Origin of the sequence: Streptomyces griseus (genome assembly GCF_900460065.1) — a bacterium.
Taxonomy (GTDB): Bacteria; Actinomycetota; Actinomycetes; order Streptomycetales; family Streptomycetaceae; genus Streptomyces; species Streptomyces griseus.
Genome location: NZ_UAVD01000032.1, coordinates 150,500 through 177,296, shown reverse-complemented (window position 1 = coordinate 177,296; position 26,797 = coordinate 150,500). Strand labels below are relative to the sequence as shown.

The 26,797-nt window shown below is 73.0% G+C and carries 25 protein-coding genes and 1 riboswitch; of the genes, 7 read left to right on the top strand and 18 right to left on the bottom strand.

Annotation, left to right across the window (positions count from 1 at the left end):
• The first annotated feature begins 3 nt into the window (after positions 1-3).
• The gene (locus DTB53_RS23745) at positions 4-1,905 is read left to right on the top strand and encodes a phenazine-specific anthranilate synthase component I (protein WP_012381283.1); all 1,902 of its coding nucleotides are present in this window, start codon (positions 4-6) and stop codon (positions 1,903-1,905) included.
• A gap of 46 nt (positions 1,906-1,951) precedes the next feature.
• Here the strand turns inward: DTB53_RS23745 and DTB53_RS23740 are convergent, their stop codons facing one another.
• The 4 genes from DTB53_RS23740 to DTB53_RS23725 form a co-directional block, all read right to left on the bottom strand.
• Positions 1,952-2,947, bottom strand: coding sequence for a 2-hydroxyacid dehydrogenase (locus DTB53_RS23740; RefSeq protein ID WP_012381282.1), 996 nt, complete (start codon positions 2,945-2,947; stop codon positions 1,952-1,954).
• Between the two features lie 73 nt (positions 2,948-3,020).
• Positions 3,021-3,725 carry a response regulator gene (locus DTB53_RS23735; RefSeq protein ID WP_003969661.1) on the bottom strand — a complete coding sequence of 235 codons (705 nt, stop codon included), beginning with the start codon at positions 3,723-3,725 and terminating at the stop codon, positions 3,021-3,023.
• Complete coding sequence (macS, locus tag DTB53_RS23730; protein WP_012381281.1) at positions 3,722-4,975, bottom strand: MacS family sensor histidine kinase; 1,254 nt, start codon at positions 4,973-4,975, stop codon at positions 3,722-3,724. The genes DTB53_RS23735 and macS overlap by 4 nt, the downstream gene beginning before the upstream one ends.
• A 33-nt stretch (positions 4,976-5,008) precedes the next feature.
• Positions 5,009-5,764: a lysophospholipid acyltransferase family protein gene (locus DTB53_RS23725; protein ID WP_172595289.1), complete on the bottom strand. Its 756-nt coding sequence runs from the start codon at positions 5,762-5,764 to the stop codon at positions 5,009-5,011.
• Positions 5,765-5,999: 235 nt separating this feature from the next.
• On the opposite strand from DTB53_RS23725, the gene DTB53_RS23720 reads away from it, so the two are divergent.
• Entirely contained in the window at positions 6,000-6,779 is a 780-nt protein-coding gene (locus DTB53_RS23720) for an alpha/beta hydrolase (RefSeq protein WP_003969658.1), read from the top strand.
• Positions 6,772-7,467, top strand: coding sequence for a hypothetical protein (locus tag DTB53_RS23715; protein ID WP_003969657.1), 696 nt, complete (start codon positions 6,772-6,774; stop codon positions 7,465-7,467). The genes DTB53_RS23720 and DTB53_RS23715 overlap by 8 nt, the downstream gene beginning before the upstream one ends.
• On the opposite strand, the gene DTB53_RS23710 is transcribed toward DTB53_RS23715, so the two are convergent.
• The 6 genes from DTB53_RS23710 to DTB53_RS23685 form a co-directional block, all read right to left on the bottom strand.
• The gene (locus DTB53_RS23710; protein WP_032773631.1) at positions 7,434-8,216 is read right to left on the bottom strand and encodes an endonuclease/exonuclease/phosphatase family protein; all 783 of its coding nucleotides are present in this window, start codon (positions 8,214-8,216) and stop codon (positions 7,434-7,436) included. The two genes, DTB53_RS23715 and DTB53_RS23710, sit on opposite strands and share 34 nt — an antisense overlap.
• Positions 8,217-8,295: 79 nt before the next feature.
• A complete protein-coding gene (locus DTB53_RS23705) occupies positions 8,296-9,237 on the bottom strand; it encodes an ROK family glucokinase (protein WP_003969655.1) in 942 nt (313 codons plus the stop codon).
• Between the two features lie 119 nt (positions 9,238-9,356).
• Positions 9,357-9,836, bottom strand: coding sequence for a DUF5304 domain-containing protein (locus DTB53_RS23700; protein ID WP_003969654.1), 480 nt, complete (start codon positions 9,834-9,836; stop codon positions 9,357-9,359).
• A gap of 83 nt (positions 9,837-9,919) precedes the next feature.
• Positions 9,920-11,107 (bottom strand): ArsA family ATPase, encoded by a 1,188-nt coding sequence (locus tag DTB53_RS23695; protein ID WP_012381278.1) that lies wholly within the window; start codon positions 11,105-11,107, stop codon positions 9,920-9,922.
• 5 nt (positions 11,108-11,112) lie between these two features.
• Positions 11,113-11,562: an SRPBCC family protein gene (locus DTB53_RS23690; protein WP_003969652.1), complete on the bottom strand. Its 450-nt coding sequence runs from the start codon at positions 11,560-11,562 to the stop codon at positions 11,113-11,115.
• A gap of 109 nt (positions 11,563-11,671) precedes the next feature.
• Positions 11,672-12,478 carry a metallophosphoesterase family protein gene (locus DTB53_RS23685; protein ID WP_003969651.1) on the bottom strand — a complete coding sequence of 269 codons (807 nt, stop codon included), beginning with the start codon at positions 12,476-12,478 and terminating at the stop codon, positions 11,672-11,674.
• Between the two features lie 278 nt (positions 12,479-12,756).
• On the opposite strand from DTB53_RS23685, the gene DTB53_RS23680 reads away from it, so the two are divergent.
• Positions 12,757-14,553, top strand: a complete 1,797-nt coding sequence (locus DTB53_RS23680) for an AMP-dependent synthetase/ligase (protein ID WP_012381276.1) — start codon at positions 12,757-12,759, stop codon at positions 14,551-14,553.
• A 78-nt stretch (positions 14,554-14,631) separates the two neighbouring features.
• Here DTB53_RS23680 and DTB53_RS23675 read toward each other — a convergent pair whose 3' ends face one another.
• Positions 14,632-15,774, bottom strand: a complete 1,143-nt coding sequence (locus tag DTB53_RS23675; RefSeq protein WP_012381275.1) for a glycosyltransferase family 4 protein — start codon at positions 15,772-15,774, stop codon at positions 14,632-14,634.
• Positions 15,775-15,881: 107 nt separating this feature from the next.
• Between DTB53_RS23675 and DTB53_RS23670 the strand changes: the two genes are divergently transcribed.
• Positions 15,882-17,132 carry a glycosyltransferase 87 family protein gene (locus DTB53_RS23670; RefSeq protein ID WP_012381274.1) on the top strand — a complete coding sequence of 417 codons (1,251 nt, stop codon included), beginning with the start codon at positions 15,882-15,884 and terminating at the stop codon, positions 17,130-17,132.
• On the opposite strand, the gene DTB53_RS23665 is transcribed toward DTB53_RS23670, so the two are convergent.
• The 5 genes from DTB53_RS23665 to DTB53_RS23645 all read right to left on the bottom strand — a co-directional run bounded on the left by DTB53_RS23665 (position 17,108) and on the right by DTB53_RS23645 (position 22,625).
• Complete coding sequence (locus DTB53_RS23665) at positions 17,108-18,364, bottom strand: hypothetical protein (protein WP_106431721.1); 1,257 nt, start codon at positions 18,362-18,364, stop codon at positions 17,108-17,110. The two genes, DTB53_RS23670 and DTB53_RS23665, sit on opposite strands and share 25 nt — an antisense overlap.
• A 16-nt stretch (positions 18,365-18,380) precedes the next feature.
• On the bottom strand, positions 18,381-19,409 hold the full coding sequence (locus DTB53_RS23660; protein WP_012381272.1) for a C40 family peptidase: 1,029 nt from the start codon (positions 19,407-19,409) through the stop codon (positions 18,381-18,383).
• 255 nt (positions 19,410-19,664) lie between these two features.
• A complete protein-coding gene (locus tag DTB53_RS23655; RefSeq protein ID WP_012381271.1) occupies positions 19,665-20,690 on the bottom strand; it encodes a C40 family peptidase in 1,026 nt (341 codons plus the stop codon).
• A gap of 292 nt (positions 20,691-20,982) precedes the next feature.
• The gene (locus DTB53_RS23650; RefSeq protein WP_012381270.1) at positions 20,983-22,344 is read right to left on the bottom strand and encodes an NYN domain-containing protein; all 1,362 of its coding nucleotides are present in this window, start codon (positions 22,342-22,344) and stop codon (positions 20,983-20,985) included.
• 38 nt (positions 22,345-22,382) lie between these two features.
• On the bottom strand, positions 22,383-22,625 hold the full coding sequence (locus DTB53_RS23645; RefSeq protein ID WP_003969643.1) for a hypothetical protein: 243 nt from the start codon (positions 22,623-22,625) through the stop codon (positions 22,383-22,385).
• A 193-nt stretch (positions 22,626-22,818) separates the two neighbouring features.
• On the opposite strand from DTB53_RS23645, the gene DTB53_RS23640 reads away from it, so the two are divergent.
• Both DTB53_RS23640 and DTB53_RS23635 read left to right on the top strand, forming a co-directional pair.
• Complete coding sequence (locus DTB53_RS23640) at positions 22,819-23,568, top strand: rhomboid family intramembrane serine protease (RefSeq protein ID WP_012381269.1); 750 nt, start codon at positions 22,819-22,821, stop codon at positions 23,566-23,568.
• Positions 23,565-23,846, top strand: a complete 282-nt coding sequence (locus DTB53_RS23635; RefSeq protein WP_003969641.1) for an Lrp/AsnC family transcriptional regulator — start codon at positions 23,565-23,567, stop codon at positions 23,844-23,846. Before DTB53_RS23640 ends, DTB53_RS23635 begins: the two co-directional genes overlap by 4 nt.
• A 73-nt stretch (positions 23,847-23,919) precedes the next feature.
• Here DTB53_RS23635 and DTB53_RS23630 read toward each other — a convergent pair whose 3' ends face one another.
• Together DTB53_RS23630 and trpD are read right to left on the bottom strand one after the other, a co-directional pair.
• The gene (locus DTB53_RS23630) at positions 23,920-25,299 is read right to left on the bottom strand and encodes an aminotransferase class V-fold PLP-dependent enzyme (protein WP_012381268.1); all 1,380 of its coding nucleotides are present in this window, start codon (positions 25,297-25,299) and stop codon (positions 23,920-23,922) included.
• A gap of 178 nt (positions 25,300-25,477) precedes the next feature.
• Positions 25,478-25,595, bottom strand: a riboswitch (SAM riboswitch).
• Positions 25,596-25,690: 95 nt separating this feature from the next.
• Positions 25,691-26,755 carry an anthranilate phosphoribosyltransferase gene (trpD, locus tag DTB53_RS23625; protein ID WP_012381267.1) on the bottom strand — a complete coding sequence of 355 codons (1,065 nt, stop codon included), beginning with the start codon at positions 26,753-26,755 and terminating at the stop codon, positions 25,691-25,693.
• Positions 26,756-26,797 lie beyond the last annotated feature (42 nt).

The window sequence follows — 26,797 nt, the reverse complement described above, 5'->3', positions numbered from 1 at the left end:
CCCATGTCGCAGAACGCATCCCGCTCCGCCTCCGGTCTCATCCGCCGGCTGCTGTCCGAGGACGCCCCGCCGTTCGCCCTGCTGCGCCGCGGAACGCCCGGCCGTGACCACGATCACGTCGAGCTGCTGATCGGCGGGGTGCGGGAGGTCGACCGGCTGGCCGACCTGCCGGTGGGCCCGGCGCCCGCGCTGGCCCTGGTGCCGTTCCGGCAGATCGCCGAGCGCGGCTTCGACGTCCGCGACGACGGCACCCCGCTGAGCGTGCTGGTCGCCGACGAGACGCACGAGCTGGAGCTCGCGGAGCTGCTGGCGGCGCTGCCCGCCCATGACGTGCGGGTGGCGGACCGGGGCTTCGACGTGGAGGACGCGGAGTACGCGGACATCGTGCGGCGGGTGATCCGGGACGAGATCGGGCGGGGCGAGGGCGCGAACTTCGTGATCCGGCGGACCTTCCGGGGCGAGATCCCCGGGTTCGGGAGGGCGGACGCGCTGGCGCTGTTCCGGCGGCTGCTGGCGGGCGAGCGGGGCGCGTACTGGACGTTCGTGGTGCACACCGGAGCCAGGACGCTGGTGGGGGCGAGCCCGGAGGTGCATGTGCGGATGTCCGGCGGGACGGTCGTGATGAACCCGATCAGCGGGACCTACCGCTACCCGGCCGGGGGGCCCACCGCGGAGAGCCTGCTGGCGTTCCTCGCGGACCGCAAGGAGAGCGAGGAGCTGTCCATGGTGGTCGACGAGGAGCTGAAGATGATGTGCACCGTCGGCGACATGGGCGGGGTGGTGGTCGGCCCCCGGCTCAAGGAGATGGCCCACCTCGCGCACACCGAGTACGAGCTGCGCGGGAAGTCCTCGCTGGACGTGCGGGACGTGCTGCGCGAGACGATGTTCGCGGCGACCGTCACCGGCTCCCCGGTGCAGAACGCGTGCCGGGTCATCGAGCGGTACGAGTCCGGGGGCCGCGGCTACTACGCGGGCGCGCTGGCGCTGCTGGGCCGGGACGCGAACGGGGCGCAGACCCTGGACTCGCCGATCCTGATCCGTACCGCCGACATCGCCCCCGACGGTTCGCTGGAGGTGCCGGTCGGGGCCACGCTCGTACGCCACTCGGACCCGGAGGGCGAGGTCGCCGAGACCCATGCCAAGGCGGCCGGGGTGCTGGCGGCGCTGGGGGTGCGGCCGGCCCGGCCCGGGGCGGAGGCGGACCGCCCGCGGCTGGCCTCCGACCCCCGGGTGCAGGCGGCGCTGGACGACCGGCGCGGCGGGCTCGCGCCGTTCTGGCTGCGGATGCAGGAGCGCACCCGGGATCTTTCGGGACACGCGCTGGTGGTGGACGGCGAGGACACGTTCACCGCGATGCTGGCCCACCTGCTGCGGTCGTCGGGGCTCGACGTCTCGGTGCGCCGCTACGACGAGCCGGGGCTGCGCGAGGTGGTCCGGGCGCACCGGGGGCCGGTGGTGCTGGGTCCGGGCCCGGGGAACCCGGGGGAGCTCGCCGACCCCAAGATGCGGCTGCTGCGGGAGATCGCCGCCGAGCTGGTGCGGGACCACCGGCACGGGCTGCTGGGGGTCTGCCTCGGGCACGAGCTGATCGCGGCGGAGCTGGGTCTGGAGATCGTGCGCAAGGCCGTGCCGTACCAGGGGGCGCAGACCCGGATCGAGCTGTTCGGCCGGCCGGAGACGGTGGGCTTCTACAACAGCTTCACCGCGCGGTGCGACGGTCCGGCCGCCGTCGAGCTGGCCGCGCACGGGATCGAGGTGAGCCGTGACGAGCAGAGCGGTGAGCTGCACGCGCTGCGCGGTCCCGGTTTCGCCTCGGTGCAGTTCCACCCCGAGTCGGTGCTGACGGTGCGGGGTTCGGTGATCGTGACGGAGCTGCTGGCGGGGCTGCCGGTGGTGCCGGGCTGAGAGGCCGCCCGCCCCGAGGTTGCCCGACGGCCTCCGAGGGCCGGCGTCACGCCCTCGGCACGAGGACGTTCTCGCTGTGGCGGCGGGCCAGGTAGTCGGTGACGTTCTTGACGGTCGCGTCGATGATCTGGCCCACCGCGTCCTCGGTGTAGTACGCCTGGTGGGAGGTGACGATGACGTTGGGGAAGGTCACCAGCCGGGCGAGGGTGTCGTCGTCGACGCCCTCCAGGGACTTGTCGAGGAAGAACAGCCCGGCCTCCGCCTCGTACACGTCGAGTCCGACGCCGAGGAAGCGGCCCGCGCGCAGTTCGGTGACCAGGGCGGCGGTGTCGATGAGGCCGCCGCGGCTGGAGTTGACGAGGATCGCGTCGTCCTTCATGGCCTTGAGGGCGGCCTCGTCGATGATGTGGTGGGTGGAGGGCAGCAGCGGCACGTGCAGGCTGATCAGGTCGGCCTCGGCGAACAGCCGCTCCTTGTCGACGTACTCCATGCCCAGCTCGACGCAGGCCGGGTTCTCCGCCACGTCCCAGCCGAGCAGCTTCATGCCGAAGCCGTGGGCGATCCGGGTGAACGCCTCGCCGATCTTGCCGGTGCCGAGCACCCCGACGGTCCGGCCGCGCATGTCCCGGCCGAGCAGTCCGTCGAGGCGGAAGTCGAAGTCGCGGGTGCGGCTCGCGGCGCGGATGATGCGCCGGTTGGCGGCCATGGCGAGCGTCCAGGCGAATTCGGCGACCGAGTACGGGGAGTAGTAGGAGACCCGGGCGACGCGCAGGGCCAGGCGCTCGGCGACCTCCAGGTCGATGTTGTTGAAGCCGGTGGAGCGCTGGGCGATCAGCTGCGTGCCGCCGGCGGCGAGCGTCTGGAGCACCTGGGCGCCGAGGTCGGCGTTGACGCTCGTGGACACGATCTCGTAGCCGGCCGCGATGGGGGCGGTGTCCCGGTTCAGGAAGACGTCCAGACAGCGGACCTCGTGCAGCCCCTCGAAGGCCTTCTCGATCAGGGGCTTCTCGTCGGACTGCACACCGAAGGCCAGGATTTCCACGGGCACTCCCGATCTGTTTCCGCGGGCGGAACCGGACAACGCGAATATACGGCTCCGCCCGCGGACCCGCCGGTCAGACGTCGTCGAGGCCGCGCTCGATGGCGTACCGCACGAGCTCCACCCGGTTGTGCAGCTGGAGCTTGCCGAGGGTGTTCTGCACGTGGTTCTGCACGGTGCGGTGCGAGATGACCAGGCGTTCGGCGATCTGCTTGTACGAGAGTCCCTTGGCGACCAGCCGCAGCACCTCGGTCTCCCGGTCGGTGAGCTGCGGGGCCTTGGGCTCGTTCGACGCCACGGGTGCGGGGTCGGAGGCGAGCCGGCGGTACTCGCCGAGGACCAGGCCCGCCAGGCCCGGGGTGAAGACCGGGTCGCCGGCCGCGGTGGAGCGGACGGCGTCGGTCAGCTCCTGGGTGGAGGCGGACTTCAGCAGGTAGCCGGTGGCCCCGGACTTCACCGCTTCCAGGACGTCGGCGTGCTCGCCGCTCGCGGACAGGACCAGGACCCGCAGGCCCGGGTGGGAGCCGACGAGCTCCTTGCAGACCTGGACGCCGGGCATGCCGGGGAGGTTCAGGTCGAGGACCAGGACGTCCGGGCTCACGGCCCCGGCCCGGCGGACCGCCTGCGGGCCGTCCCCGGCGGTCGCGACGACGTCGAACCCGGATTCGGTCAGATCGCGGGCGACCGCGTCGCGCCACATGGGGTGGTCGTCGACGACCATGACCCTGATGGGCCGGTCCGCGGCCCCCTGCTCGTCCTGCGGTGTGTTCTGGGTGCTCATCGGGCCGATCCTGCCTTCCCCCGGGAAACCTTCGGTGCTCTGGGAACCTTCAACTCGACCTCGCAGCCCTGTCCGGGCACCGAGATCAGCTCTGCCGTGCCGCCCAGGTCGCGCAGCCTGCCCCGGATGGACAGCGCGACCCCGAGCCGCCCCTCCCCCTCCGCCTGGGCGAGCCGCCCCTCCGGGATGCCGGGGCCGTCGTCCCGGACGGTGACGATCACCTCGTCCGGTTCGTCCTCGACCAGGATCCACGCCTGGGCGTCGGCTCCCGCGTGCACCCGTACGTTGTCCAGGGCGGCGCTGACGGCCGCGGCCAGCTCCCGGGCCGCGGCGGCGGGGAGCAGCACCGGGGCGCCCGGCTCCGCGAAGCTCGTACGGGATCCGGCGTGCGGGGCGAGGAGGGTGCGCAGGTCGCAGTCGCCCCCGTCGACGGGGCCCTCGTCGTCGTCCACATCGACCGTGCGGACCACGGCTCCGTCGGCGGCGTCCTCGGAGACCCGGGTCGGGGGGACCAGTCCGCTGGAGACCAGGGTGCGCAGGGCGACCTCCTGCTCCCCGGCGAGCCGGCCCAGCTCGGCCGCCTCGCCGCCGATGGCCGTGCCCCGGCGCTGGACCATGGCGAGGACCTGGAGCACGCTGTCGTGGATGTCGCGGGCGAGCCGTTCGCGTTCGCGGGTGGCGGCCTCGATCTCCAGGGCGCGGGCCAGGGTGCGTTCACTGGCGCGGGCGACCTCGACGACGTATCCGATGGCGATGGAGGCGACCCAGACCAGCAGGACGTTGTGGTAGGTGTCCCGGCTGGGCTCGCCGCGCTGGATGATGTTGGCGGCGGCGACGAACGTGGAGGCGAAGGCCGCCCACCGCCAGCCGCCCTTGATGGCGAAGGCGAGGACCGCGCCGGCCGTCCAGATCGACGGCAGGGTCGGGCCGTCGAACGACTGGGAGTCGACGTCGGCGAGCGGGGTGAGCAGGATGCCGGTCAGCGCGACGACCAGGTCCGCGACGAGGAAGCGTTTGGTGCAGTTCGCCGCCGAGCGGACCTTGGGGAGGGTGGCGAGCGTCCAGACGCAGAGGAAGGCCAGATACGCCACGGCCACCCAGGGCCGCTCGAACCTCTGCTGGCCGTGGTTGTCCTTGCCGAAGATCGCGAGCAGCACCGCGTAGATCATCGTCAGGACGCGGTAGCCGGTCAGCGCGCGCCACAGCGGCAGCTCGACCGACATCCGTACGACCCGCTCACGCCTGGCCATGGCCCCCCACCCCCCGGACGGTGAACGACGCGGTTACGCGCCGGACCGTTCCGTTCCGTTCTCGTCGCTCGCGGCGGCCTGCTTCCGGTCGCGCTTGGCCTCTTCGGCCCTGGCCTTCGCCTCGTCGGCGATCTGGCGCTTGGCGGCGGTGGCGTAGACGTCCACGTACTCCTGGCCGGAGAGCTTCATGATCTCGTACATGACCTCGTCGGTCACCGAGCGCAGGATGAAGCGGTCGCCGTCCATGCCCTGGTAGCGGCTGAAGTCCAGCGGCCTGCCGATCCGGATGCCCGGCCGCATCAGCTTGGGCACCACCTTGCCGGGCGGCTGGATCTTCTCGGTGTCGATCATGGCGACCGGGATCACGGGCGCTCCGGTGGCCAGCGCGACCCGGGCCAGGCCGCCGGGCTTGCCCCGGTAGAGGCGGCCGTCGGGCGAGCGGGTGCCTTCGGGGTAGATGCCGAAGAGGCCGCCGCTCTCGACGACCTGGATGCCCGCCCTGATCGCCGCCTCGCCCGCGCCGCGCGCTCCGGAGCGGTCGACGGGGAGCTGGCCGACGCCCTTGAAGAAGGCGGCGGTGAGCTTGCCCTTGACCCCGGGGGCGGTGAAGTACTCGGCCTTGGCGATGAACGTGACCTTGCGGTCCAGGACGGCCGGGAGGAAGAACGAGTCGGAGAACGACAGGTGGTTGCTCGCGAGGATCGCCGGACCGCGCTCGGGGATGTTCTCCAGGCCCTCCACCCACGGCCGGAAGGCGAGCTTCAGGGACCCGCCGATGGAGAACTTCATTGCGCCGTAGATCAACTCTTGTGCCTCCTGTGTGCTGTCGTGGAGACCTTAACCTGTGCGGTGGGCCCCGCCCCTGCCCGGCGGGGGCGGAACGGCCGCCCGGGCGGGCCGCGCGGGGCGGCCCCGGGGGCCGTGACGGCCCTGGTCGGTGTCGGTCCGGTCGCGTACGGTGAAGTCATCCGTCAAGCACTCCCCCAGGTGCCCGTCCGCCCCGTCCGACGAACAGGAGACCCTGGTGCCGGTCCTCCCTGGAGCCGAGCCGTTCCGCCACGAGGGCGGAGAGGTCGGCGTCCTCCTCTGTCATGGCTTCACCGGATCCCCGCAGTCGCTGCGCCCCTGGGCGGACTATCTCGCCGAGCGCGGGCTGACGGTCTCGCTGCCGCTGCTGCCGGGCCACGGGACCCGCTGGGAGGACATGGCGGTCACCGGCTGGCAGGACTGGTACGCGGAGGTGGACCGGGAGCTGCGGGTCCTCCGGGAGACGTGCGAGCGCGTCTTCGTCTTCGGACTCTCCATGGGCGGCGCCCTGTCCCTGCGGCTCGCGGCCAAGCACGGGGAGGCGATCAGCGGTCTGGTGCTGGTCAACCCGGCCAACAAGGTGCACGGCCTCTCGGCGTACGCGCTGCCGGTGGCCCGTCATCTGGTGCGGACGACGAAGGGTCTGGCCGACGACATCGCGCTCCCGGGCTCGCACGAGGTGGGCTACGACAGGGTGCCGCTGCACGCCGCGCACTCGGTGCGGAGGTTCTTCCGGCTGGTCGACGGGGAGCTGCCCCAGGTGACCCAGCCGGTGGTCCTGCTGCACAGCCCGCAGGACCATGTCGTGCCGCCCGCGGACAGCGCCCGGATCCTGAGCCGGATCTCCTCCACGGACGTCTCGGAGATCCTGTTGGAACAGAGCTACCACGTGGCGACGTTGGACCATGATGCGGAGCGGATCTTCGATGAGAGCTACCGGTTCATCGGCCGTCTCGCACCGAGCGTCGGGATGAAGGGGAGCACGTCCGGTGGCTGAGCACGACGCGGAACGCACAGGAAGCGACGAGGAGCGCGAGCCGCGCCCCACGGAGCCCGCGGCCGTCCCGGAGGGGACGAAGCCGGCGGGGGCCGAGGGAGCGGAGCAGGAGAGGGCGATCGACGAGGACGCGGCGTGGGCCGCCATCGTCGCGGGGTACGGGGAGGAGCCGCCGGACCCGCCGGGCGCCAAGCCGTTCAAGTCCGTCGAGGACCTGGCGCTGCTGGAGGACGACCAGCGCAATGTGGTGGGGCCGCAGGACGGCTCCACCGGTGATCCGGCGGACAAGGGCTCGGGCAAGACGCCTCCGAAGCCGCCGGAGAAGAAGCCGCTCGGCAGCTCCGTGGTCTTCGCGCCCGGTGTCGCCGGCCCCCGCGACTACGAGCTGCCCGAGTCCAAGGACGACGGCGTCGGCGAGCCGGACGACGGGGAGGAGGGCCACTTCGTGCCCCCGGAGCCGCCGCCGCTGCCGGAGGCCGACGTCACGGCGAAGTTCGCCTGGCTCGCGGTGATCGGCGGGCCGGTCCTGATGCTCGTCGCGGTGCTGCTCCGCTGGGAGATGACGTGGTGGCTCACCACGCTCTGCATCGGCGGCTTCCTCGGCGGCTTCGCCACCCTGGTGGCCCGGATGCCGCACGACGACGATGACGACACCTACGGCGACCCGGGGCGCGGCGCGGTCGTGTGATCCTCGGGCACCCTGAGGGCGGCCAGGACCGGCAGATGGTCCGTGGCCGCCCTCAGGTCGTCCTCGCCCACGCCGTCCAGCCCGCTCGGCACACCGCAGCCGAGCACCTCGATGCCCGGGGTCGCGAAGACGGCGTCGATGCGCTTGCGGGGTCCGTCCTGCGGGAACGTCAGGTCGCCGCCCCACGGAGCGACGGCCCGGCAGTCCTGAAGGGGTCCGGCCAGGTGCCGGAACGCCTTCCCGGTCGGTACGTCGTTGAGGTCGCCGCCCGCCACGGCGTGCTCCACGCCCATCGACGCCAGCCGTTCCAGCAACAGACCGGCCTGGGCGAGGCGTTCGTCGCGCTGGAGGCTCAGATGGCAGCTCAGCACCCCGAGCCGGGCCCCGGCGATCCGCACCACGGCGGTGGCGAAGCCCCTGCGGTGCAGGCCGGGGGTGAGCGGCAGCAGGACGTCCTCGGTGCGTTCGACGGTCACCCGCAGCGAGCAGAGCAGCAGCGGTCCGGCGGCGGTGGCCCCGCCGCTCAGCACCACCAGGCCACTGGCCTTGGCGAGCCGGGCGGCGGCCTTGCGCCAGCGGAAGAAGCGCGGGGCCTCCTGGACGAGGACCAGGTCGGGCGCGCAGGCGTGGATGACGCGGGCCAGCGCGGCGGTGTCGTCGCGCAGCGACCGGACGTTGTAGCTCAGCACTCTGATGACGGCTGAACCGTCCGGCTCGGTACGGGAGACGGGCAGGGGCGTCAGGACCATGCGGGCCACGATACGACGGACGCCCGCCGCCGCCCCGGAGGGCGGCGGCGGGCGTCCGTGCGTCGTACGGAAGGGGCGGTCAGCCCTGGCGGGCCAGGTCGGCCGCGCCCACGAGCCCGGCCTTGCCGCCGAGTTGGGCGGCGAGCACCTGGGCGTGCGGGCGCCATTCGCCGCCGATCAGCCAGCGTCGGAACGACTTGCGGATCGGGTCGAGGACGAGCTCGCCCTCGTCCGACACGCCACCGCCGACGATGAACGCGGACGGGTCGAACAGCGAGGCGAGGTCCGCCAGTCCGGCGCCGGCCCAGCGGGCCAGCTCGCGGAACGAGTCGACGGCCACCGGGTCGCCCTGGCGGGCGGCCTCGCTGATGTGCTTGCCCTCGATGCCGTCCACCGAGCCGTCGCCGAGACCGAGCAGGACGGCGGCGTTCTCGGGGGTGGCGTTGGCGCGCTGCTTGGCGTACCGGACGAGCGCGCGGCCGGAGGCGTACTGCTCCCAGCAGCCCTGGCTGCCGCAGCCGCAGAGCAGACCGTCCGGGACGACCCGGATGTGGCCGAACTCGGCGGCCACGCCGAAGCGTCCGCGGCGCAGCTTGTTGCCGATGATGATGCCGCCGCCGAGGCCGGTGCCGAGCGTGATGCAGATGACGTCGTCGTGGCCCTGGCCGGCCCCGAAGCGGTATTCGCCCCAGGCCGCGGCGTTGGCGTCGTTCTCGACGACGACGGGCAGGCCGACGCGCTGCTCGACCTTGTCCTTGAGCGGCTCGTGGCGCCAGTCGATGTTCGGTGCGAAGAGGACGGTGGCGCGCTTGTCGTCGACGTAACCGGCGGCGCCGATGCCGACGGCCTCCACGTCGTGACCCTCGCTCGCCCCGGCGACCGCCGCGCAGATCGCGTCGACGATGCCTTCGGCCGTCGGCGGAGTCGCCACCTTGAACGTCGAGAGGATCCGGCCCTCTTCGTCGACCACTCCAGCCGCGATCTTCGTGCCGCCGATATCGACGCCGATGGTGAGTCCCATGAATCCCTCAGTTCCGGTCGAGCCCCGCTAGGGGCAACCGTACCCGAGGCGGGGCCCTGCCCGGCCGGGGCCGGTCGGTCCCGGCCGATGTGTCCGGTCGGCCGGGGCCGGTCGTCCGGTCAGTCCAGGTCGATGCGTTCGGTGCCGGAGGGGCCCTCGTCCCGGGGGTCGGTCGGGTCGTCCGCGACCTTCTCGGCGGGGTCGGCGGGACGGGCGCCGCCCGAGGCTCCCTCGGTGGTGCGGGTCCAGCGGCTCTCCTGGCCCTCGACCGCGGAGCGGTAGGCGGCCAGCAGTTCGCTGCCCGCGGCGGCGAGGTGGTCGAAGAACTGCGGGTTGCGTTCGATGACCGGTTCGACCGCGGCCTTCGCCTGCCGGACGGCCTGCTGGACCGCGCCCTGGGCGGCGGCGCCCAGCAGGGGGGTCTGGAGCGTGGAGACCTTGTCGGCGACCGCGTCGACCAGCTTGCGCAGTTCCTCGGCGGCGGATCCGGGCCGGGGGCCGTACTGGGCCCGGCGGCGGGCCTTCTCGGCCGCGAGGTCCTCGGCGCAGGCGTCGGCCCACGCGTCGCCGTCGACGGGACGATCGGTGGCTTCACTCATGGCGGACTCCTGCGACGCGGGGCGGCCGACGGTCGGCCTGCGGTACACGTACCACCGACGTTACCCGAATGGCCGCAGGCCGTTCAGGAGGTGCGCGGCCACAGGGCGGGATCCGGCGTGAACCGCACCCGCAGCACCCCGTCGGCCAGGGCCGCGCCGGAGACGGAGCAGCGGCGCAGTGCGGAGGCGATCGTCACGATCCGGTGGAACGGGCCGACGGTCAGGAGGAGTTCGTCGCCCCGGCGGACCAGGCGCAGGTCCTTCTTGACGGCCCCGGGCAGCGGCAGGCACCAGGTGAGGGTGCGGGCCCCGTCCTCGGCGTCCGGGTCCTCCTCGATCCACCAGGGGTCCCCGGCCCGGCCGGGCGTCCGGGTGTCGGGGGCGGGTATCTCCAGCGCGGCCAGGTCGTCCGGGCCCTGCGGGTCGCGGCCCAGGTGGGCGGCCTCGTGCACGGGGAGGTCCGGGGCCAGGTCCTGGTGCCAGTGGTCCAGGCACTTCTCCTGCTGGGCGGCGAGCGCGGCGAACCAGGGGTCGGGCGAGTGCCGGGGCAGGACCCGGGAGGCGACGAGCAGGTCGGCGCTCAGTCCGTGCAGGGCGAGGCCGGTGCGTGCGGTGCGCAGGGCGTCCTCGCCGGCCGGGCCCGGCTCGGCGACCAGGCGGAGCGTGGTGGCCCCGTCCTCGATCAGGGCCTGGACGGCGGCCAGCTCGGCGTCCTTGCGGGCGGCGGCCTCGTAGAGCCACTGCGCGGGCATCGGGACCCCGGCGAGCTGGGCGAGGACCGGGCGCAGGGCGCGGGCGGCCTGGCGTTCGGCGGGGAGCAGCCGGCGCAGGTAGCGGCGCAGCTGTTCCGGCAGGGCGAGCAGGGCCAGGGCTTCGGCGAGCGGCGGGAGGTCGACGACGAGGGTGTCGTAGCCGGACCAGTCGCCCTCGGCGGCCCGGCGCAGGGTGTGCAGCAGGGCGAGCTGCGGGGAGCCGGGGAGTTCGGTGAGCTCCTCGCCGTCGAGGCGGCCGGCGCCGAGCAGGTCCAGGACTCCGGAGGCGCGGTTCTGGAGCTCGGTGAGTTCGGCGCGGAAGTGCTCGCCGGAGTCGATGCGTGCGTGGTCGAGGCCGTCGGCGGCCCGGGTCGGCTCCGGGGCTGCCGGGAAGCCGGGCACGGCCTCGGCGGAGACCAGCAGGGTGCGGTGGCCGCTCGCCGCCGCGGCCAGGGCGGTGGCCGCGGCGGCGGTGGTGCGGCCCGCGCCGCCGGGGCCGGTGACCAGGACCGTGCGCACGGCCCTCAGTTCCCCGGTGCGGACTCGACGCGCTTCTTCAGGCCGGCGAGGGCGCGGTCGATGATGACCTTCTCGGCCTTGCGCTTGATCATGCCGAGCAGCGGGATCTTGACGTCGACGGCGAGCCGGTAGGTGACCTCGGTGCGCTCGCCGCCGCCGAGCGGGGCCAGCGCGTAGGTGCCGTCCAGGGAACGCAGCATCTGGGACTTGACCAGGCTCCAGCTGACCTCGTTCTCGCCGTTCCAGGTGTAGGCGAGGACGTGGTCGTCCTTGATCGCTCCGGCGTCCAGGACGAGGCGGACCTGCTCGGCGCGGCCCCGGTCGTCGGTGGAGAGGACTTCGGCCTCCTTGACCTCGCCGGTCCACTCCGGGTAGCGGGCGAAGTCGGCGATCACGCTCATGACGTCGGCCGGCGCCGCCTCGATCGTGATGCTCGAGCTGGTGTGTTCAGCCATCGCCGTGGCCCTCCAGTGCGGTGTTACCGGTCGCGTTCGGCAGGAGCCTGCCGCTGTGCAGGCTATCGCGTGCCCGGGGCGCTCCGGTCCACGGCCCGGCGGCCCGCGGTCACCAGCTGAGCGCCCAGGGTGTTCCGGTCGAGGCGAAGTGGCCGACGTTGACGCACTCGGTGGTCCCGATGCGCATCCGGCGGACCAACGGCTGGTGAACATGGCCGAAAAGCGCGTACCGGGGGCGGGTGGCGCGGATCGCCTCCAGCAGGGCGGTGCTGCCCCGTTCGAAGCGGCGGGCGACGGTGTCGTACGTCAGCTCGGGGACCTCGGGCGGGATGTGGGAGCAGAGGACGTCGACCTCGCCGAGCGCCTCGACCTTGGCGGCGTACTCCTCGTCGCCGATCTCGTACGGGGTGTTCATCGGGGTCCTGAGGCCGCCGCCGACGAAGCCGAAGACCCGGCCGCCGATCTCGGCGCGTTCGCCGTCGAGCACGGTGGTGCCGGGGCGGGCGTACTCGGGCCAGAGGTCGGGGACGTCGACGTTGCCGTAGGTGGCGTACGTCGGTGTGGGGAAGGCCGCGAAGAGTTCGGCGTACTGCTTGCGCACCGCGCCGAGGATCTCGGTGTTGCGGTCGCGGCCGGCCCACAGCTCGCGGCCGAAGGCGCGGGCCTCGTCGTAGCGGCGGGCGGTGCGCAGGGCGACGATGCGGTCGGCGTTCTCCCTGCCGAACAGGTCGGGGAAGATGCCGCGCGAGTGGTCGGCGTAGTCGAGGAAAAGCACCAGGTCACCGAGGCAGATCAGGGCGTCCGCGCCGTCCCCGGCGCGGGCCAGCGCCTCGGTATTCCCGTGTACGTCGCTGACCACGTGGATCCGGTTCGCTCGCCCGGCCCGGCGCCGGCTGTCCGGTTCGCTGCCTCGCATGGGATCACCCTAGGGGGCCGCCTCCGCCGCTGGTAGACCGTCCGGACCTGCGGTTACTTCCACGTCGGGACGGCGGTGGACTACTGTGCGCGAAAGGGCCATTTATATGTGTGATGCATAAGACATCTGGCCGGAACCCCCTATCCGGAACCGAGTACCGGTGGGTAACGTCCGGGCAGTCCAGTCGTGCTCACCCCACTGAGCACCTGCCAATCTTGGACCGCAGCCGGTGCGTCACACAGAGCCGTGGCACCGGAGCCCGATGAGGAGCAGCAGTCTTGCGCGAGTTCAGCCTTCCGGCCCTGTACGAGGTCCCGACGGACGGCAACCTGACGGATCTCATCCGCCGCAATGCCGCTCAGCATCCCGACGTCGCGGTGATGAGCCGCAAGGTGGCCGGCGTCTGGACGGACGTCAGCGCCACGCAGTTCCTGGCCGAGGTGAGAGCCGCCGCCAAGGGCCTGATCGCCTCGGGCGTGCAGCCCGGCGACCGGGTCGCCCTGATGTCGCGCACCCGTTTCGAGTGGGTGCTGCTGGACTTCGCGATCTGGAGCGCGGGTGCGGTGACCGTACCGGTGTACGAGACCAGCTCCGCCGAGCAGGTGCAGTGGATCCTCGGCGACTCCGGTGCGGTGGCGGTCCTCGTGGAGAGCGACGCGCACGCCGCCTCCGTGGCCTCCGTGCGGGACGCGCTGCCGGAGCTGGAGCACGTCTGGCAGATCGACGCGGGCGCGGTGGACGCGCTGGGCAGGGCGGGGGCCGAGGTCTCGGAGGAGACCATGGACCTGCGCACCCGCAGCGCCAAGGCCGACGACCCGGCGACGATCGTCTACACCTCGGGCACCACGGGCCGCCCCAAGGGCTGTGTGCTCACCCACCGCAGCTTCTTCGCGGAGTGCGGCAACGTGGTGGAGCGGCTGAAGCCCCTCTTCCGCACGGGCGAGTGCTCGGTGCTGCTGTTCCTGCCCGCCGCGCACGTCTTCGGCCGGCTGGTCGAGGTGGCCGCGGTGATGGCCCCGATCAGGCTCGGCTGCGTGCCGGACATCAAGAACCTCACGGACGAGCTGGCCTCGTTCCGGCCGACGCTGATCCTGGGCGTGCCCCGGGTCTTCGAGAAGGTCTACAACGCGGCCCGCGCCAAGGCGCAGGCGGACGGCAAGGGCAAGATCTTCGACCGGGCGGCCGACACGGCCATCGCCTACAGCCGGGCGCTGAGCACCCCGCAGGGCCCGGCCCTGGGGCTGAAGCTCAAGCACAAGCTGTTCGACAAGCTGGTCTTCGGCAAGCTCCGCGCCGTCCTCGGCGGCCGGGGCGAGTACGCGATCTCGGGCGGCGCGCCGCTGGGCGAGCGGCTCGGCCACTTCTACCGGGGCATCGGCTTCACGGTCCTGGAGGGCTACGGCCTGACCGAGACCTGCGCGGCGACCGCGTTCAACCCGTGGGACCGGCCGAAGATCGGTACGGTCGGCCAGCCGCTGCCCGGCTCGGTCGTGCGGATCGCGGACGACGGCGAGGTGCTGCTGCACGGCGAGCACCTGTTCACCGGTTACTGGAAGAACGAGTCGGCCTCGGCCGAGGCGCTGGCCGACGGCTGGTTCCACACCGGGGACATCGGCACGCTCGACGAGGACGGCTACCTGGCGATCACCGGCCGCAAGAAGGAGATCATCGTGACGGCGGGCGGCAAGAACGTCGCCCCTGCGGTGATCGAGGACCGGATCCGGGCGCACGCCCTGGTCGCGGAGTGCATGGTGGTCGGCGACGGCCGTCCGTTCGTCGGCGCGCTGGTCACGCTGGACGAGGAGTTCCTGGGCCGCTGGGCCGAGGAGCACGGCAAGCCGGCCGGCTCGACGGCCCTGTCGCTGCGCGAGGACGCGGAGCTGCTGGCCGAGGTGCAGCGGGCGGTGGACGACGGCAACGCGGCGGTCTCCAAGGCCGAGTCGGTGCGCAAGTTCCGCATCCTGCCCGCCCAGTTCACCGAGGAGGCGGGCCACATCACGCCGTCGCTGAAGCTGAAGCGGAACGTGGTGGCGAAGGACTTCGCGGACGAGGTGGAGTCGATCTACCGCGCCTGAGCGGTACGTCGCCCACGGCGGTGTCACGTGGACGGAGGGGCCCGCGCCCGATGATCGGGTGCGGGCCCCTCCGCGCGCTCACAGCAGTGTTCTGAGCTTCTTGGCCAGCAGGTCCCAGCGCCACTTCTCCTCGACCCAGGCCCGGCCCCGCTCCCCCATCCGCTGCCGCAGCTCCGGGTCGCCGAGCAGCGTCACGATCCGGTCCGCCGACTCCTCGGCGCTGCCGCCGCGCACCACCCATCCGGTCTCGCCGTCGAGCACCGCGTCCGGGGCGCCGCCGGAGTCGCCGGCCACCACGGGCAGCCCGGTCGCGGACGCCTCCAGGTAGACGATCCCGAGGCCCTCCACGTCGAGCCCCCGCCGCCGGGTGCGGCAGGGCATCGCGAAGACGTCCCCGGCCCCGTAGTGCGCGGGCAGCTCGGCCCAGGGCACCGGGCCGGTGAAGCGCACCGAGTCCTGGACCCCGGTCTCCGCAGCGAGCCGCCGAAGGTCCTCGGCGTAGGGTCCGCCGCCGACGATCAGCAGCACCGCGTCCGGGATCCGCGCGAGGATCGCGGGCATGGCCAGGATCAGCGTGTCCTGGCCCTTGCGCGGCACCAGGCGGGAGACGCAGACGACCACGGGGCGGTCGGACAGTCCGAGGCGGGCCCGGACCCGGTCCCCGCCGGACGCCGGGTGGAAGGTCTTCTCGTCGACGCCGGGCGGCAGTTGGACCATGCGCCCGGCGGCCTCGGGGGTGAGGGCCCCGGCGATCCGGGAGCGGGTGTACTCACCGAGGTAGGTGATGGTGTCGGTGCCCTCGCCGATCCGCCGCAGCAACTGTCGGGAGGCGGGCAGCTGCGCCCAGCCGGCCTCGTGGCCGTGGGTGGTGGCGACGAGCCGCCGGGCCCCCGCGCGGCGCAGCGCGGGGGCCATCAGGCCGAGCGGGGCGGCGGCGCCGAACCAGACGGAGGTGCAGCCGTGTTCGCGCAGCAGTTCGGTGGCCCGGCCGGTGACGCGCGGGGTCGGCAGGAGCATCGTCGTCCGGTCGCGGACCACGGGGAACGGCTGCTCGGCGTCGAAGGCGGCGGTGGCCGCCGCGCCCTCCTCGCCGCGCTTCCAGGTGGAGGCGTAGACGACGACCCTCTCGGGATCCAGGCGCAGCGCCATGTTGTGCAGGAACGCCTGGATGCCACCGGGGCGGGGCGGGAAGTCGTTGGTCACGATCAAGGTCTTGTCCATCGTCGCCGACAGTACCGAACGGCCGCGCTTCACCGCTGAGGCACTCTCCCGACGGCATCATGAGCCGCCGGGGGGCCGACCGGAGACGAGCGACGACGAGGGCCGCGATGACGACGGGACGAGCAACGGCCGGCGCCGGACCGTGGCCGTACGCGGTGTGGGCGCTGACCCGGGCCGGGTTGCTGGCCTGCGTGTTCAAGGTGGTCACCGTGCCCGGCCCGGACGTCACGGTGGACGTGTCGGTGATCTACCGGGGCTGGTACGAGGTGCTGCTGACCGGCACGTACCCGCTGGACGACGTCACCTGGCAGTACCCGCCCGGGGCCGCCCTGGCGGTCCTCTCCCCGGCCCTGCTGCCGTTCTGGGAGTACGCGACCGCGTTCTTCGTGCTGGTGCTGGTCTGCGACGCGCTGGTGCTGGGGCTGCTGCTGTACGCGGGCCGGCGGCCGGGCATACGGGCGGCGGGCGCCTGGGTGTGGATCGCGGGGGTGCCGCTGCTGGGCCCGACGGTCTACGCCCGCTACGACCTGATGGTGACGGCGGTCGCGGTGGCGGCGCTGCTGGCGGGCGTGCGCAGGCCCCGGGCGCTGGGGGCGCTGGCCGCGTTCGGGGCGCTGCTCAAGGGGTGGCCCGCGTTGCTGCTGGTGGGGGTGCGCAAGGGGCGTCCGACCCGGGCGGCCTGGACCTCGGCGGCGCTGAGCGCGGCGGGGCTCGCGGCGGCCTTCGCGCTGTGGATGCCCGGGGCGTTCGCGTTCCTGGCCTTCCAGCGGGACCGGGGCACCGAGATCGAGTCGCTGGGGGCGCTGGTCTTCCACCTCGCGCGGCGGTTCGGCTGGGAGGGGCGGGTGGAGCTGCGCTACGGCTCGATGGAGTTCGTCGGGCCGCGGGTGGAGCTGGTGTCGACGCTGGCGCTGGGGCTCGCGGTCCTGGCGCTGGGCTGGCTGCTGCTGTGGCGGCTGCGGGCGCGCCTCTTCGCGGTGCGCACCCCGGCCGAGGCGGCGTTCACGGCGGTGCTGCTGTTCACGGTGACCAGCCGGGTGATCAGCCCCCAGTACATGGTGTGGCTGGTCGGTCTGGCGGCGGTGTGCCTGGTGTTCCGGGGGACGGCGATGACCCTGCCCGCGGTTCTGGTGCTGGTGGCGGCGGGGGTGACGCTGCTGGAGTTCCCGATCGGCTTCGGCCGTGTGGTGGCGAGCGACGCGTGGGGGGTGACGCTCCTGGTCGTACGGAACGGGCTGCTGGTGGCGGCCTCGCTGATCGCGGCACGGCGGCTGTGGCGGTCGACGGTGCCGGGGAGACCGGGCACGGAGGCGGCCCCGGGCGCGGTGGAGAGTCAGCCGAGCCGGGTGGCGAGGTAGTCGCGCCAGTCGGCGGTGAACTGCCCGGGGGTGGTGTCGAGCACCGCCTTCAGGGCCTGCTCCACCGCCCCCTTCCGCCCGTCGTGCGCCCCGACCGTCTCGTAGAAGGCGATCAGCTTCTCCTTGCCCCAGCGCTCCGCGATGAGCTCGCAGGCCAGCCAGCCGCCCTCGTAGGCCCCCGCGAGCTTCGCCGGGTCGCCGTCGAAGCCGAAGTCCGGGTCGGCGGGGAGCCCGGCGGGGGTCCGGCCGCTGCGGACGGCCTCGGCCAGCTCCGGGGCGATCGTGTCGGCGGCGCGGTCCTCGCCCCGGTAGGCGGTCCAGTCGGCGAACCCCTCGGAGAGCCAGACGGGGGTGGCGGTGGAGGTGCTGGTCCGGGTGGCGACATGGGTCGTCTCATGGGTCAGGACGATCCGCTGCCCGAAACTGCCGAGGGTGGCGTACGCCTGCGGGTTGACGATCACCCGGTCGGCGATGGCCGGGCGCTCCCCGGTGCCGCCGACCTCGCCGGTGGTGACGGCGGCGATGCCCCGGTAGCTGGACTCCGGCGAGCCGAGCAGCCCCGCCATGGACTCGACGGAGTCCGGGACGAGGACCACCACCCGCCGGTTCCAGGGGCGCGGCCAGGCGTCCGACACGGCCGGTACGGCGAGGTCCACGGTGTCGGCGATCTGCCGCAGCTCCTCCTCGCCCCGTCCGACGCCCAGGACGATGCTGTGGGCGCCTCGGACGACCTCCACGTCCCCCTGCTGCCACAGCTGCCCGGAGGCGCCCTTGGCGGGCCGGTCCTCGGTGATGTACCAGCGGTCGCCGTCGCGCATCAGCTCCAGGACGCGGCGGGTGACGACCGGGGCGGTGTCGTAGCCGTCGATCCGGTAGCGCAGCTCCACCTCGGCGGTGGCCCACTGCCCGTCCTGCTCGGTGATGTCCTTGACGTCGTACGTCCAGGACTTCAGGGGTACGTCGGCGAGCCGGTCCAGCTCGGTGCGCTGGGCGGCCCGCAGCTTCGCGGCGTCCGGCGCGAGGCCCTCGACGTAGCCCGCCGGATCGTGGGCGAGGACGGCCGCCGCGCGGCGTTCCAGGGTGGCGTCGAGGGCGCCGGTGGTGAGGGTGGTGTCCGGGTCGGCGGTGACCGTGCAGGCGGACGCCGTCAGGAGCACGGCGAGCAGCGGGGCCGCCGGGCGCCACCGGCCCCGGGGGCGTCCCCCTCGCGCGTCACGTCCTCGTACGGCCACCCTGCCGATCGTACGGTCAGATCCGGGTCACCGAGGAGACGGGCATCATGCCGACCGGATCGTAGCGGACCGGGGCGCCCGGGTAGGGGGCGTGGATGACCTGCCCGTTGCCGACGTACATGCCGATGTGGCTGGCGTCCGCCCGGTAGGCGACCAGGTCGCCGGGCCGGGCCTGGGAGAGGGGCACCATGCGGCCCGCGTAGCGCTGGGCCTGGGAGGTGCGGGGCAGGCTCACCCCGGCCTGGGCGTAGGCCCACTGCATCAGGCCGGAACAGTCGAATCCCGAGGGCCCGTTGGCGCCCCACACGTAGGGTCTTCCGAGCGCCCGGTGGGCGGCGGCGACGGCGGACATCGCGCGGCCCGAGCCGGGGGCGACGCCGGAGAGGTCGGGCGCTTCCCCGCGGCCGGAGCGGGAGGCCCGGTCGAAGGTGGCGCGCTCCTCGGGCGGCAGCGAGTCCAGCAGTCGGCGGGCCGCGCGGAGCTTGGACTCGACGGCATGCTTGTGGCGGGTGACGGCGGCGCGGTTGCGCTCCAGCTCGGCCAGGGCGCGGGTGGTCTCCGCGCGGGTCTGGGCGAGTCTGCGCTGCGCGTGCCGCAGCTTGTCCAGGGTCATCGCCTGGCGGGCGCCGGCCCGGTCGAGGGCGGCGGCCCGCTCCAGGTAGGTGTCCGGGTCGCCGGAGAGCAGCAGGGCGAGCGCCGGGTCGACGGCCCCGGCGCGGTACTGCGCGCCGGCCATCGAGCCGAGCGCGTCGCGCATCCGGTTGACGCGTTCCTGGCCCCGGGCCGTGGCGTCCTGGGAGCGCTCCGCCTCGCCGCGCAGCCGGTCCACGCGCTCCGCGGCCTCGTTGTAGCGCTCGGTGGCCCGCTCGGCCTCGCCGTAGAGGCGGTCGACGGCGGCCTTGGCGCTCTCCCGGGTGTCCTGGGGGTCGGCGCTCGCCGGTGCCCCGGTCAGCGTCGCGGCCGCGGTGGCGGCGGCCGCCGAGATGACCGTGACGCGGACGCCTCTGGTGAAGCCGGACGGTGTGGAACGGCGATGGGACACCACGGGTAGCCGCACTCCCTTCCGCTGACGCGGTCGTGCGCAGCCCCTGCCGCCCGGGACGGGCGGACGGTGACCGGGAGCTGCGCGGCAGCCAGACAGTAATCGGGCGACTACGCACCGGCAAAAGACCGCGCCGGTGGCGGCGTAGGGGACGGACGCGGCCGCCCCGCCGGTGACCTTGGTCTCCGGCGGGGCGGGGGCGTCAGTACGGTGTGCGGCGATTCCCTCGTTCGGGCGCGCCGCGGGCGTGCCGTGGCGTCAGATGCGGACGCCGAACTGGAAGGTGCCCATGTAGTCCATCGACTCGTAGCGGACGACGGTGCCCGGCTTCGGGGCGTGCAGGATCTGGTTGTTGCCGGCGTAGAAGCCGACGTGCGCCAGGTTGTTGAAGAAGACCAGGTCGCCCGGCTTGAGCTGGCTGCGGCCGATCTTCGTGCCGTCGTTGTGCTGGGTGAACGTGGTCCGGGTGATGGAGACGCCGGCCTGGGCGAAGGCCCACTGGGTCAGCCCGGAGCAGTCGTAGGAGTTGGGGCCCGAGCCACCGGAGACGTAGGGCTTGCCGATCTGCGTGGCGGCGGCGGCCAGTGCGGCGGCTCCGCGGCCGGACGCGGGGGACTCGTTGCCGAGCTCGACCCGGTCGCTTGCGGCGCGGCTGGCGCGCTGCTCCTCCTGCTGCATCTTGGCCCGCTCGGCCTGGGTCAGCGTGTTGAGGAGCTGCTGGGCGTCGGCCAGTTTGCCCTGGTACTTCTTCTTGTTCTCGCCGAGGGCCTTGCGGACGTCGGCGAGGTCGCCGAGCTTGTCCTGGGCTTCCTTGCGCTGCTGGGCGAGGGTGCGCTGCTTGGACTGGATCTTCTGCAGCGACTCCGTCTGCTTGACCGTCAGCTGGTCGAGCGCGGAGGCCTGGTCGAGGAAGCTGTCCGGGTCCGAGGCGAGGAAGAGGGCCACGGAGGGGTCCATGCCGCCGGAGCGGTACTGCGCGGTGGCGATCGAACCGAGTTCGGTGCGCAGGGTGTTGAGCTCCGCCTGGCCGCGGGCGACCTTGTCCTGGAGCGCGTCGACTTCCTTCTTCAGGTTGTCCTGCTGCTCCTTGGCGCCGTTGTACTTCTCGGTGGCGGCCTCGGCCTCGTGGTAGAGCTTGTCGACCTTCGCCTTGACTTCGCTCTTGCTCGGCTTGGGGTCGGCGTGGGCGGCCTGGGAGGTCAGGGCCACGGCCGCGGCGGCGGTCGCGGTGAGCACGGTCACACGGGCGCGGCTCGGCTGCTTGGGACGACGGTGGGACGCCACGGAGGCGAGCTCCTTCTTCCTCAGAGCCGCCTACCGGGCTGTGGGGGAAAGATTCCCCGGCTCCGTGCACATGACGGACTCGGCGGTTCCTTCGCCGTCACCCCCAATGGGTGATCAACCGTGCGAAGGTTCGAGGCCTGACCTTAGTGACCATCTTGTGATCAGTTCAAATCCTCGCAGGATTTTTCTCGTCACACCCAGCACTTCTTTACTCTCACCCCACCGCGTGTAGCGGCGACTTGACGGTACGTTCCCAGGAATCCGGCATGCCACACATGTCGCGCATATCCAGCTAGACGCGCGAAAGGCGCTTGAGGAGCAAGACGGACGCGACCGGTCGCGCACCGGCCTTGGCCACACCGTCCGCCACCTCCCGGTCGGTGGAGACGACCACCACGGGACGTCCCGGCGGTTCCGCGCGGGCCAGTTGACGGATCACCTCGTCGGCCGTGACACCGGGCTTGCTGAACAGCACCCGGACACCCCGGGGCGGGGCCAGCAGCACCGGGGCGGCCAGTTCGGCCCCGTCGAAGACGCAGGTCATCTCGGCGCCGGTCTGCGCCGCGAGCACCGAGAGCCCGCCCAGCAGCCGCAACCGCTGCTTCTCCAGCGGCATCTGGGGATAGCCGGTCTTGGTGACGTTGTAGCCGTCCACGATGAGGTGCGCCTGCGGCAGGGCGAGGAGCTGGTCGAGCAGCGCCGGATCGGTCTCCGAAAGAGCGCGCGCGGCAATGTCCTTGGGCGACATCCGGCCCGGCTCCAGCGCGTCCACGGTGTCGGCGGGATGCGTGGTCGCCGGGGGGAGCGCCAGCTCCCGCCGCAGCCCCGAGGCCGCGTCCAGCACCGTGTCCAGGAGCAGCCGCAGCCGCATGTCCTCCACCGAGCGGCCCTCGCGCGCGGCCCGGCGGCTCGCCTCCAGGGCCGCCTCGGCCTCCCCCAGCCGCCCCTTGAGCCGGCGCGACTCGCTCTCCGCGGCCGAGAGCTGGGCGGCCGACTCGGCGCGTACGGTGTCGGTCTCGGCGGAGCTGCGGCGCAGGGCCGCCTCGCCGCGCTTCACCTCGCTCAGGGCGCTGCGCAGCTTGCGGTGCAGCGCCTCGGTCTCCTTGCGGGCCGCCTCCAGCTCGGTGCGCAGCCGCTCGGTCTCGGCGCGCGTGTGGGAGCGGGCCCGCTCCAGCTCCTCGCGCAGGTGCTCCAGTTCGCGCCGGGTCTCCTCGTCGGCCCGCTCCGCGTCGGCGCGCTGGACCTCCTCGCCGGCCGACTCGACCAGCTTGACCCAGCCGACCGGGCGCAGCACGTAGGCGGCCGCGGCCACGTCGAGGGGATCGGCGGCGGCGGGCGGCGAGCCCGCCTCCAGGGCGCCGGTCAGCTCGGGCTGGGACTGGCCGAGCCGCTCCCCGATCCGCTGCCGGAACACGGCGTCGCTCTCCAGCGCGGCGGCCATCGCGTTCCCCGCGAACTTCGCCCGCCGGGTCGGGGTGAACCGCGCGTACTGCCGTAGCTGGGCGGGGAGTTCGGCGACGGTCAGTCCGCCGAAGGCGTCCGAGACCAGCGCGATCACCCGCCGTCGCACACCCTCGGGCAGCGGACGGCCGAGCGCCTCTGCGCCGCCGTCGGCCTCATCGGCCGGTCCGGCGCCGCTGGTCGGCTGATCCACCGTCCGTCACCCCATAGATATGTGATGGGCGCGCTTCCTCAGGAAGCGGCGCCCGGCCTGTCCACCAGTTCGATCTGGTCCACCGCGTTGCACCAACGACAGCGGACCGACTCGATGGTCTCACTGACGACCTCCCGCTCCTCGACACTCGACTCACCGGCCAGGTCGAGGTGCACGTACTCCACGACCTTGGAGGAACGGGTCACGTCGAAGCGCGTGAGGTTGCCGCACAGGGTGCAGCGCCAGCGGGTCGAGTCGGTCGGCAGGGGAACCGTCGTCATCGTTGCGTCCTCTTTCGTCGTCTCCAGGAGCCCGCGCCGGGCGCGCCGCCGCGACTCCACCTGTCTACGTCAAGGATCTCGCGGTGCGCCGTCGAACTGCGGAAGTCCTGGCGTAACCCTACGGCCTCGCGTATAGGCATCGGCACGGCGAGGCGCTCCGTCCGGTTCTCCACCGGTACGTCATGCTCTGAACATGATCGACGGGCGGCAGGCCGACTGGCGGACCACGGCGGGCAGGATCCGGCACGCGGCGGCGTCGAGCGGCGCCCCGGTCACGTACGGGCTGATCGCCGTCTGCGGAGTGATCTTCCTGATCAGCCCGCTCTCCGGGTTCGGCGGCGCCGCCCGTCGGAGCGAGGAGACGCTGCTCGCCGCGCAGGCCGGGTACTTCGAGCGGTGGGGGGTGATCCCCGCCGAGCTGTGGGAGGGCTCCGCGCACGCCCTGATCACACCGTTCACCGCGCTGTTCGTGCACGGCAGCTGGCTGCACCTGCTGGGCAACCTGCTGTTCCTGTACGTGTTCGGCGCGATGGTCGAGGAGCGCATGGGGAGGGTGCGGTTCGCCGTCTTCTACGTGGGCTGCGGCTACGCGGCCCTGGTCTGCTACGCGGCGGCGCACGCGGACTCCGAACAGACGCTGGTCGGGGCGTCGGGGGCGATCTCCGCGGTGCTCGGCGCATTCCTGTACCTGTTCCCGAAGGCGCGGGTGACCAGCCTGTTCCCGTTCCTCTTCTTCCTGCCGCTGCGCTTCCCCGCGTGGATCGTGCTGGTCTTCTGGTTCGGGCTCCAGTGGGCGGCGGCGCGGGGGGCGGGCAGCGGTCCGGGGGTGGCGTACCTGGCACACGTGGCGGGGTTCGCGGCCGGGTTCCTCTGCGCCTGGGTGCTCCATGGGCGTAGGACTAGAGTGAAGGTTCCAGCCACCGAGGGAGACAGCCAGCCGTGATCACCGCGATCGTGCTCATCAAGACCAGCGTGGACCGGATTCCGGAGATCGCCGAGGCCATCGCCGCGCTGGACAGCGTCAGCGAGGTCTTCTCCGTCACCGGCACCTACGACCTGATCGCCATGGTCCGGGTCGCCAGGCACGACGACCTCGCCGATGTCATCCCCGGCCGGATCAGCAAGATCCCGGGCGTCGAGGGAACCGACACCCACGTGGCGTTCCGTACGTACTCCCAGCACGACCTGGAAGCGGCCTTCGCCATCGGTCTCGACGCGTAGCTCCGGCGTCCTTCGGCCGGGGGCGGGCCGTGCGCCCGCTCCCGGCCGACGTGTTCGCGCGACGCCGGCGTCGTCAGACCTGTGCGGCCTCGCCGCGGTCCGGGACGCAGCGGCCGTCCTCGGTGCGGTAGTTCCACCGGGCGCCCTCGCGGACCAGCTCGGTCACCGCGCGCAGGAAGCGGTCGATGTGCTCGTCGGGGGTACCGGCCCCGAAGCTGACGCGGATGGCGTTGAGGGACCGCTCGCCCGGCTCGGCCTCGGGTGCGCCGCACTCCCCCGGGTCCTGCGGGTCGCTGCCGAGCAGGGTGCGCACGAGCGGGTGGGCGCAGAAGAGGCCGTCGCGGACGCCGATGCCGTATTCGGCGGAGAGGGCGGCGGCGAAGTGCGAGCTGTTCCAGCCGCGCACCACGAAGGAGATGACGCCGACCCGGGGGGCGTCGTCGCCGAACAGCGAGAGCACCCGCACCTCGGGCACCTCGGCGAGCCCTTCGCGGACCCGGGACACCAGCTCCTGCTCCCGGGCGACGAGGCTGTCGAAGCCCGCCTCGGTCAGCGCCTTGCAGGCGGAGGCGATGGAGTAGACGCCGATGACGTTGGGCGAACCGGCCTCGTGGCGGGCGGCCGTGGTGTGCCAGTCGACGTCCACGCCGCCGTCGGCCCGCCGGGCGACCTTGCGGGACGCGCCGCCGCCGGCGAGGTACGGCTCGGCGGACTGGAGCCAGTCGGCGCGGCCGGCGAGGACGCCGGAGCCGAAGGGCGCGTACAGCTTGTGGCCGGAGAACGCGACCCAGTCGACGTCCAGTTCGGCGATGTCCACGGGGTGGTGCGGGGCGAGCTGCGCGGCGTCCAGGACGATGCGGGCCCCGTGCGCGTGGGCGGCGGCGGCCAGTTCCCGCACCGGCCACAGCTCGCCGGTCACGTTGGACGCGCCGGTGACGCAGACGAGCGCGGGGCCGTAGGGGTCGCGGTCGGCCAGTGCGCGCTCCAGCGTCTCGACGGCCTGGCCCGGGGTGCGGGGCGCGTCGAGGTAGGTGACCCGCGCGTCGCGCCAGGGCAGCAGGGACGCGTGGTGCTCGGTCTCGTAGACGAAGACCTGGCAGCCGGCGGGGATCGCGGCGGCCAGCAGGTTGAGGGAGTCGGTCGTGGAGCGGGTGAAGACGACCTGGTCGTCGGCGCGGCAGCCGAGGAACTCCGCGACCGTGCGGCGGCTGTTCTCGAAGAGGTCGGTGGAGAGCTGCGAGAGGTAGCCGGCGCCGCGGTGGACGCTGCCGTAGTACGGGGCGTACGCGGCGACGTCGTCCCAGACCCGCTGGAGGGCCGGGGCGCTGGCGGCGTAGTCGAGCGCGGCGTAGGTCACCTCACCGCCGGTGACGAGCGGAACCGTGACGTTCTGTCCCAGGACGGGCAGCGGGGCACAAACCGACGAGTCAAGGGCAGCGGTGGGGACAGACATGGCGAACTCCCGTAGAAGGCAGGCGAAATCCAGCGCCGGCGAGGTACGCGGCAGCGCGGGAGAGGAAAGGAAAGAGGGTGCGCTGAAGGAGGGCGGTCAGCCCTAGCGCATTCGCTTGCTCACAGAAGACTCCCTAGGGACCAGGACCCCGGGGGCTGGCATCCGCTGGATGCCGAGGGGCCCGCGCTTGCCGCAGACCTCGCTGCCTGCGGCCTGGTCTTCACCCGGGGCACCCCGCCACGGACGGAGGGTTGCCGGACAGCGGGCCGGGGCCGTAGTCGCTGTCACTCATGACCTGCCCAGCATCTTGCCATACGTGGCCACACGCGCAAGGGCGCGGTCCGGCATCCGGACCGCGCCCTGTGTCACACGGTGCGCCTCTGCGGCTCGCTCAGGCGTTGCTGGCGGCGATCCAGCGCTCCAGGGCCTGCTTGGCGGCCCCCGAGTCGATGGCCTCGGCCGCGACGAGGATCTTCGCCGCGAGCTGCTCGGTCAGCGTGCCGGTCCCCGGGTCCAGGGCGACCAGCGCCGCCGCCGAGTTGAGCAGGACCGCCTCCCGTACCGCGCCGGCCTCGCCGTCCAGCAGCCGGCGGGCCACATCGGCGTTGTACGAGGCGTCGGCGCCGCGCAGCGCCTCGACGGGGACGATCGGCAGCCCCACGTCGCGCGGGTCGAAGGGCTCCTCGCGGACCACGCCGTCGCGCACCACCCAGACCCGGGAGGTGGCGGTGGTGGTCAGCTCGTCGAGCCCGTCGTCACCGCGGAAGACCAGCGCCGAGTTGCCCCGGTCGGCCAGCACGCCCGCGACGATGGGCGCCATCCGGGCGTCCGCGACGCCGACCGCCTGGGAACGGACCTGGGCCGGGTTGGTGAGGGGGCCCAGGATGTTGAACGTGGTCTGCGCGCCGAGCTCCTTGCGGGCCTTGGCCGCGTACCGCAGGGCGGGGTGGAACTTCACGGCGAAGCAGAAGGTGATGCCCGCCGCCTCGGCGACCTCGACGACCCGCCGCGGGGTCAGCTCCAGGTTGACGCCGAGCTTCTCCAGGACGTCGGAGGAGCCGCTCGCGGATGAGGCGGCCCGGTTGCCGTGCTTGACGACCTTGGCGCCGGTGCCGGCGATGACGATCGCGGACATGGTCGAGATGTTGACCGTCTTGGCGAGGTCGCCGCCGGTGCCGACGATGTCGACGGTCCGGCCCGGCACCTCGATGGTGTTGGCATGGGCGTACATCGCGCGGACCAGTCCGGTGACCTCGTCGACGGTCTCGCCCTTGGCCCGCAGCGCGACGGCGAACCCGGCGATCTGCGCGTCGGTGGCCTCGCCGCTCATGATGCGGTCCATGGCCCAGGCGGTCTCCTCGGCGCTGAGGTCCTCGCCGCGCAGGAGCGGGTTCAGGAGGCCGGGCCAGGAACGGGCCGCCACGCTGTCGCCGCCGTTCGGGGTCACAACGTTCATGGTCCGCTCCAGGGTCCACAGCCGGTCAGGAAAGATGGCTCC

Bases quoted from the DNA above. Each gene is read 5' to 3' on its own strand.
- DTB53_RS23735 (WP_003969661.1), bottom strand. From the start codon at position 3,725: ATGAGCACCCAGAACACACCGCAGGACGAGCAGGGGGCCGCGGACCGG.
- DTB53_RS23640 (WP_012381269.1), top strand. From the start codon at position 22,819: ATGATCGACGGGCGGCAGGCCGACTGGCGGACCACGGCGGGCAGGATC.
- DTB53_RS23690 (WP_003969652.1), bottom strand. From the start codon at position 11,562: ATGGCTGAACACACCAGCTCGAGCATCACGATCGAGGCGGCGCCGGCC.
- DTB53_RS23710 (WP_032773631.1), bottom strand. From the start codon at position 8,216: ATGGTCCTGACGCCCCTGCCCGTCTCCCGTACCGAGCCGGACGGTTCA.
- DTB53_RS23675 (WP_012381275.1), bottom strand. From the start codon at position 15,774: ATGGACAAGACCTTGATCGTGACCAACGACTTCCCGCCCCGCCCCGGT.
- DTB53_RS23745 (WP_012381283.1), top strand. From the start codon at position 4: ATGTCGCAGAACGCATCCCGCTCCGCCTCCGGTCTCATCCGCCGGCTG.
- trpD (WP_012381267.1), bottom strand. From the start codon at position 26,755: ATGAACGTTGTGACCCCGAACGGCGGCGACAGCGTGGCGGCCCGTTCC.
- DTB53_RS23725 (WP_172595289.1), bottom strand. From the start codon at position 5,764: ATGAAGTTCTCCATCGGCGGGTCCCTGAAGCTCGCCTTCCGGCCGTGG.
- macS (WP_012381281.1), bottom strand. From the start codon at position 4,975: ATGGCCAGGCGTGAGCGGGTCGTACGGATGTCGGTCGAGCTGCCGCTG.
- DTB53_RS23685 (WP_003969651.1), bottom strand. From the start codon at position 12,478: ATGCGAGGCAGCGAACCGGACAGCCGGCGCCGGGCCGGGCGAGCGAAC.
- DTB53_RS23700 (WP_003969654.1), bottom strand. From the start codon at position 9,836: ATGAGTGAAGCCACCGATCGTCCCGTCGACGGCGACGCGTGGGCCGAC.
- DTB53_RS23670 (WP_012381274.1), top strand. From the start codon at position 15,882: ATGACGACGGGACGAGCAACGGCCGGCGCCGGACCGTGGCCGTACGCG.
- DTB53_RS23645 (WP_003969643.1), bottom strand. From the start codon at position 22,625: ATGACGACGGTTCCCCTGCCGACCGACTCGACCCGCTGGCGCTGCACC.
- DTB53_RS23705 (WP_003969655.1), bottom strand. From the start codon at position 9,237: ATGGGACTCACCATCGGCGTCGATATCGGCGGCACGAAGATCGCGGCT.
- DTB53_RS23630 (WP_012381268.1), bottom strand. From the start codon at position 25,299: ATGTCTGTCCCCACCGCTGCCCTTGACTCGTCGGTTTGTGCCCCGCTG.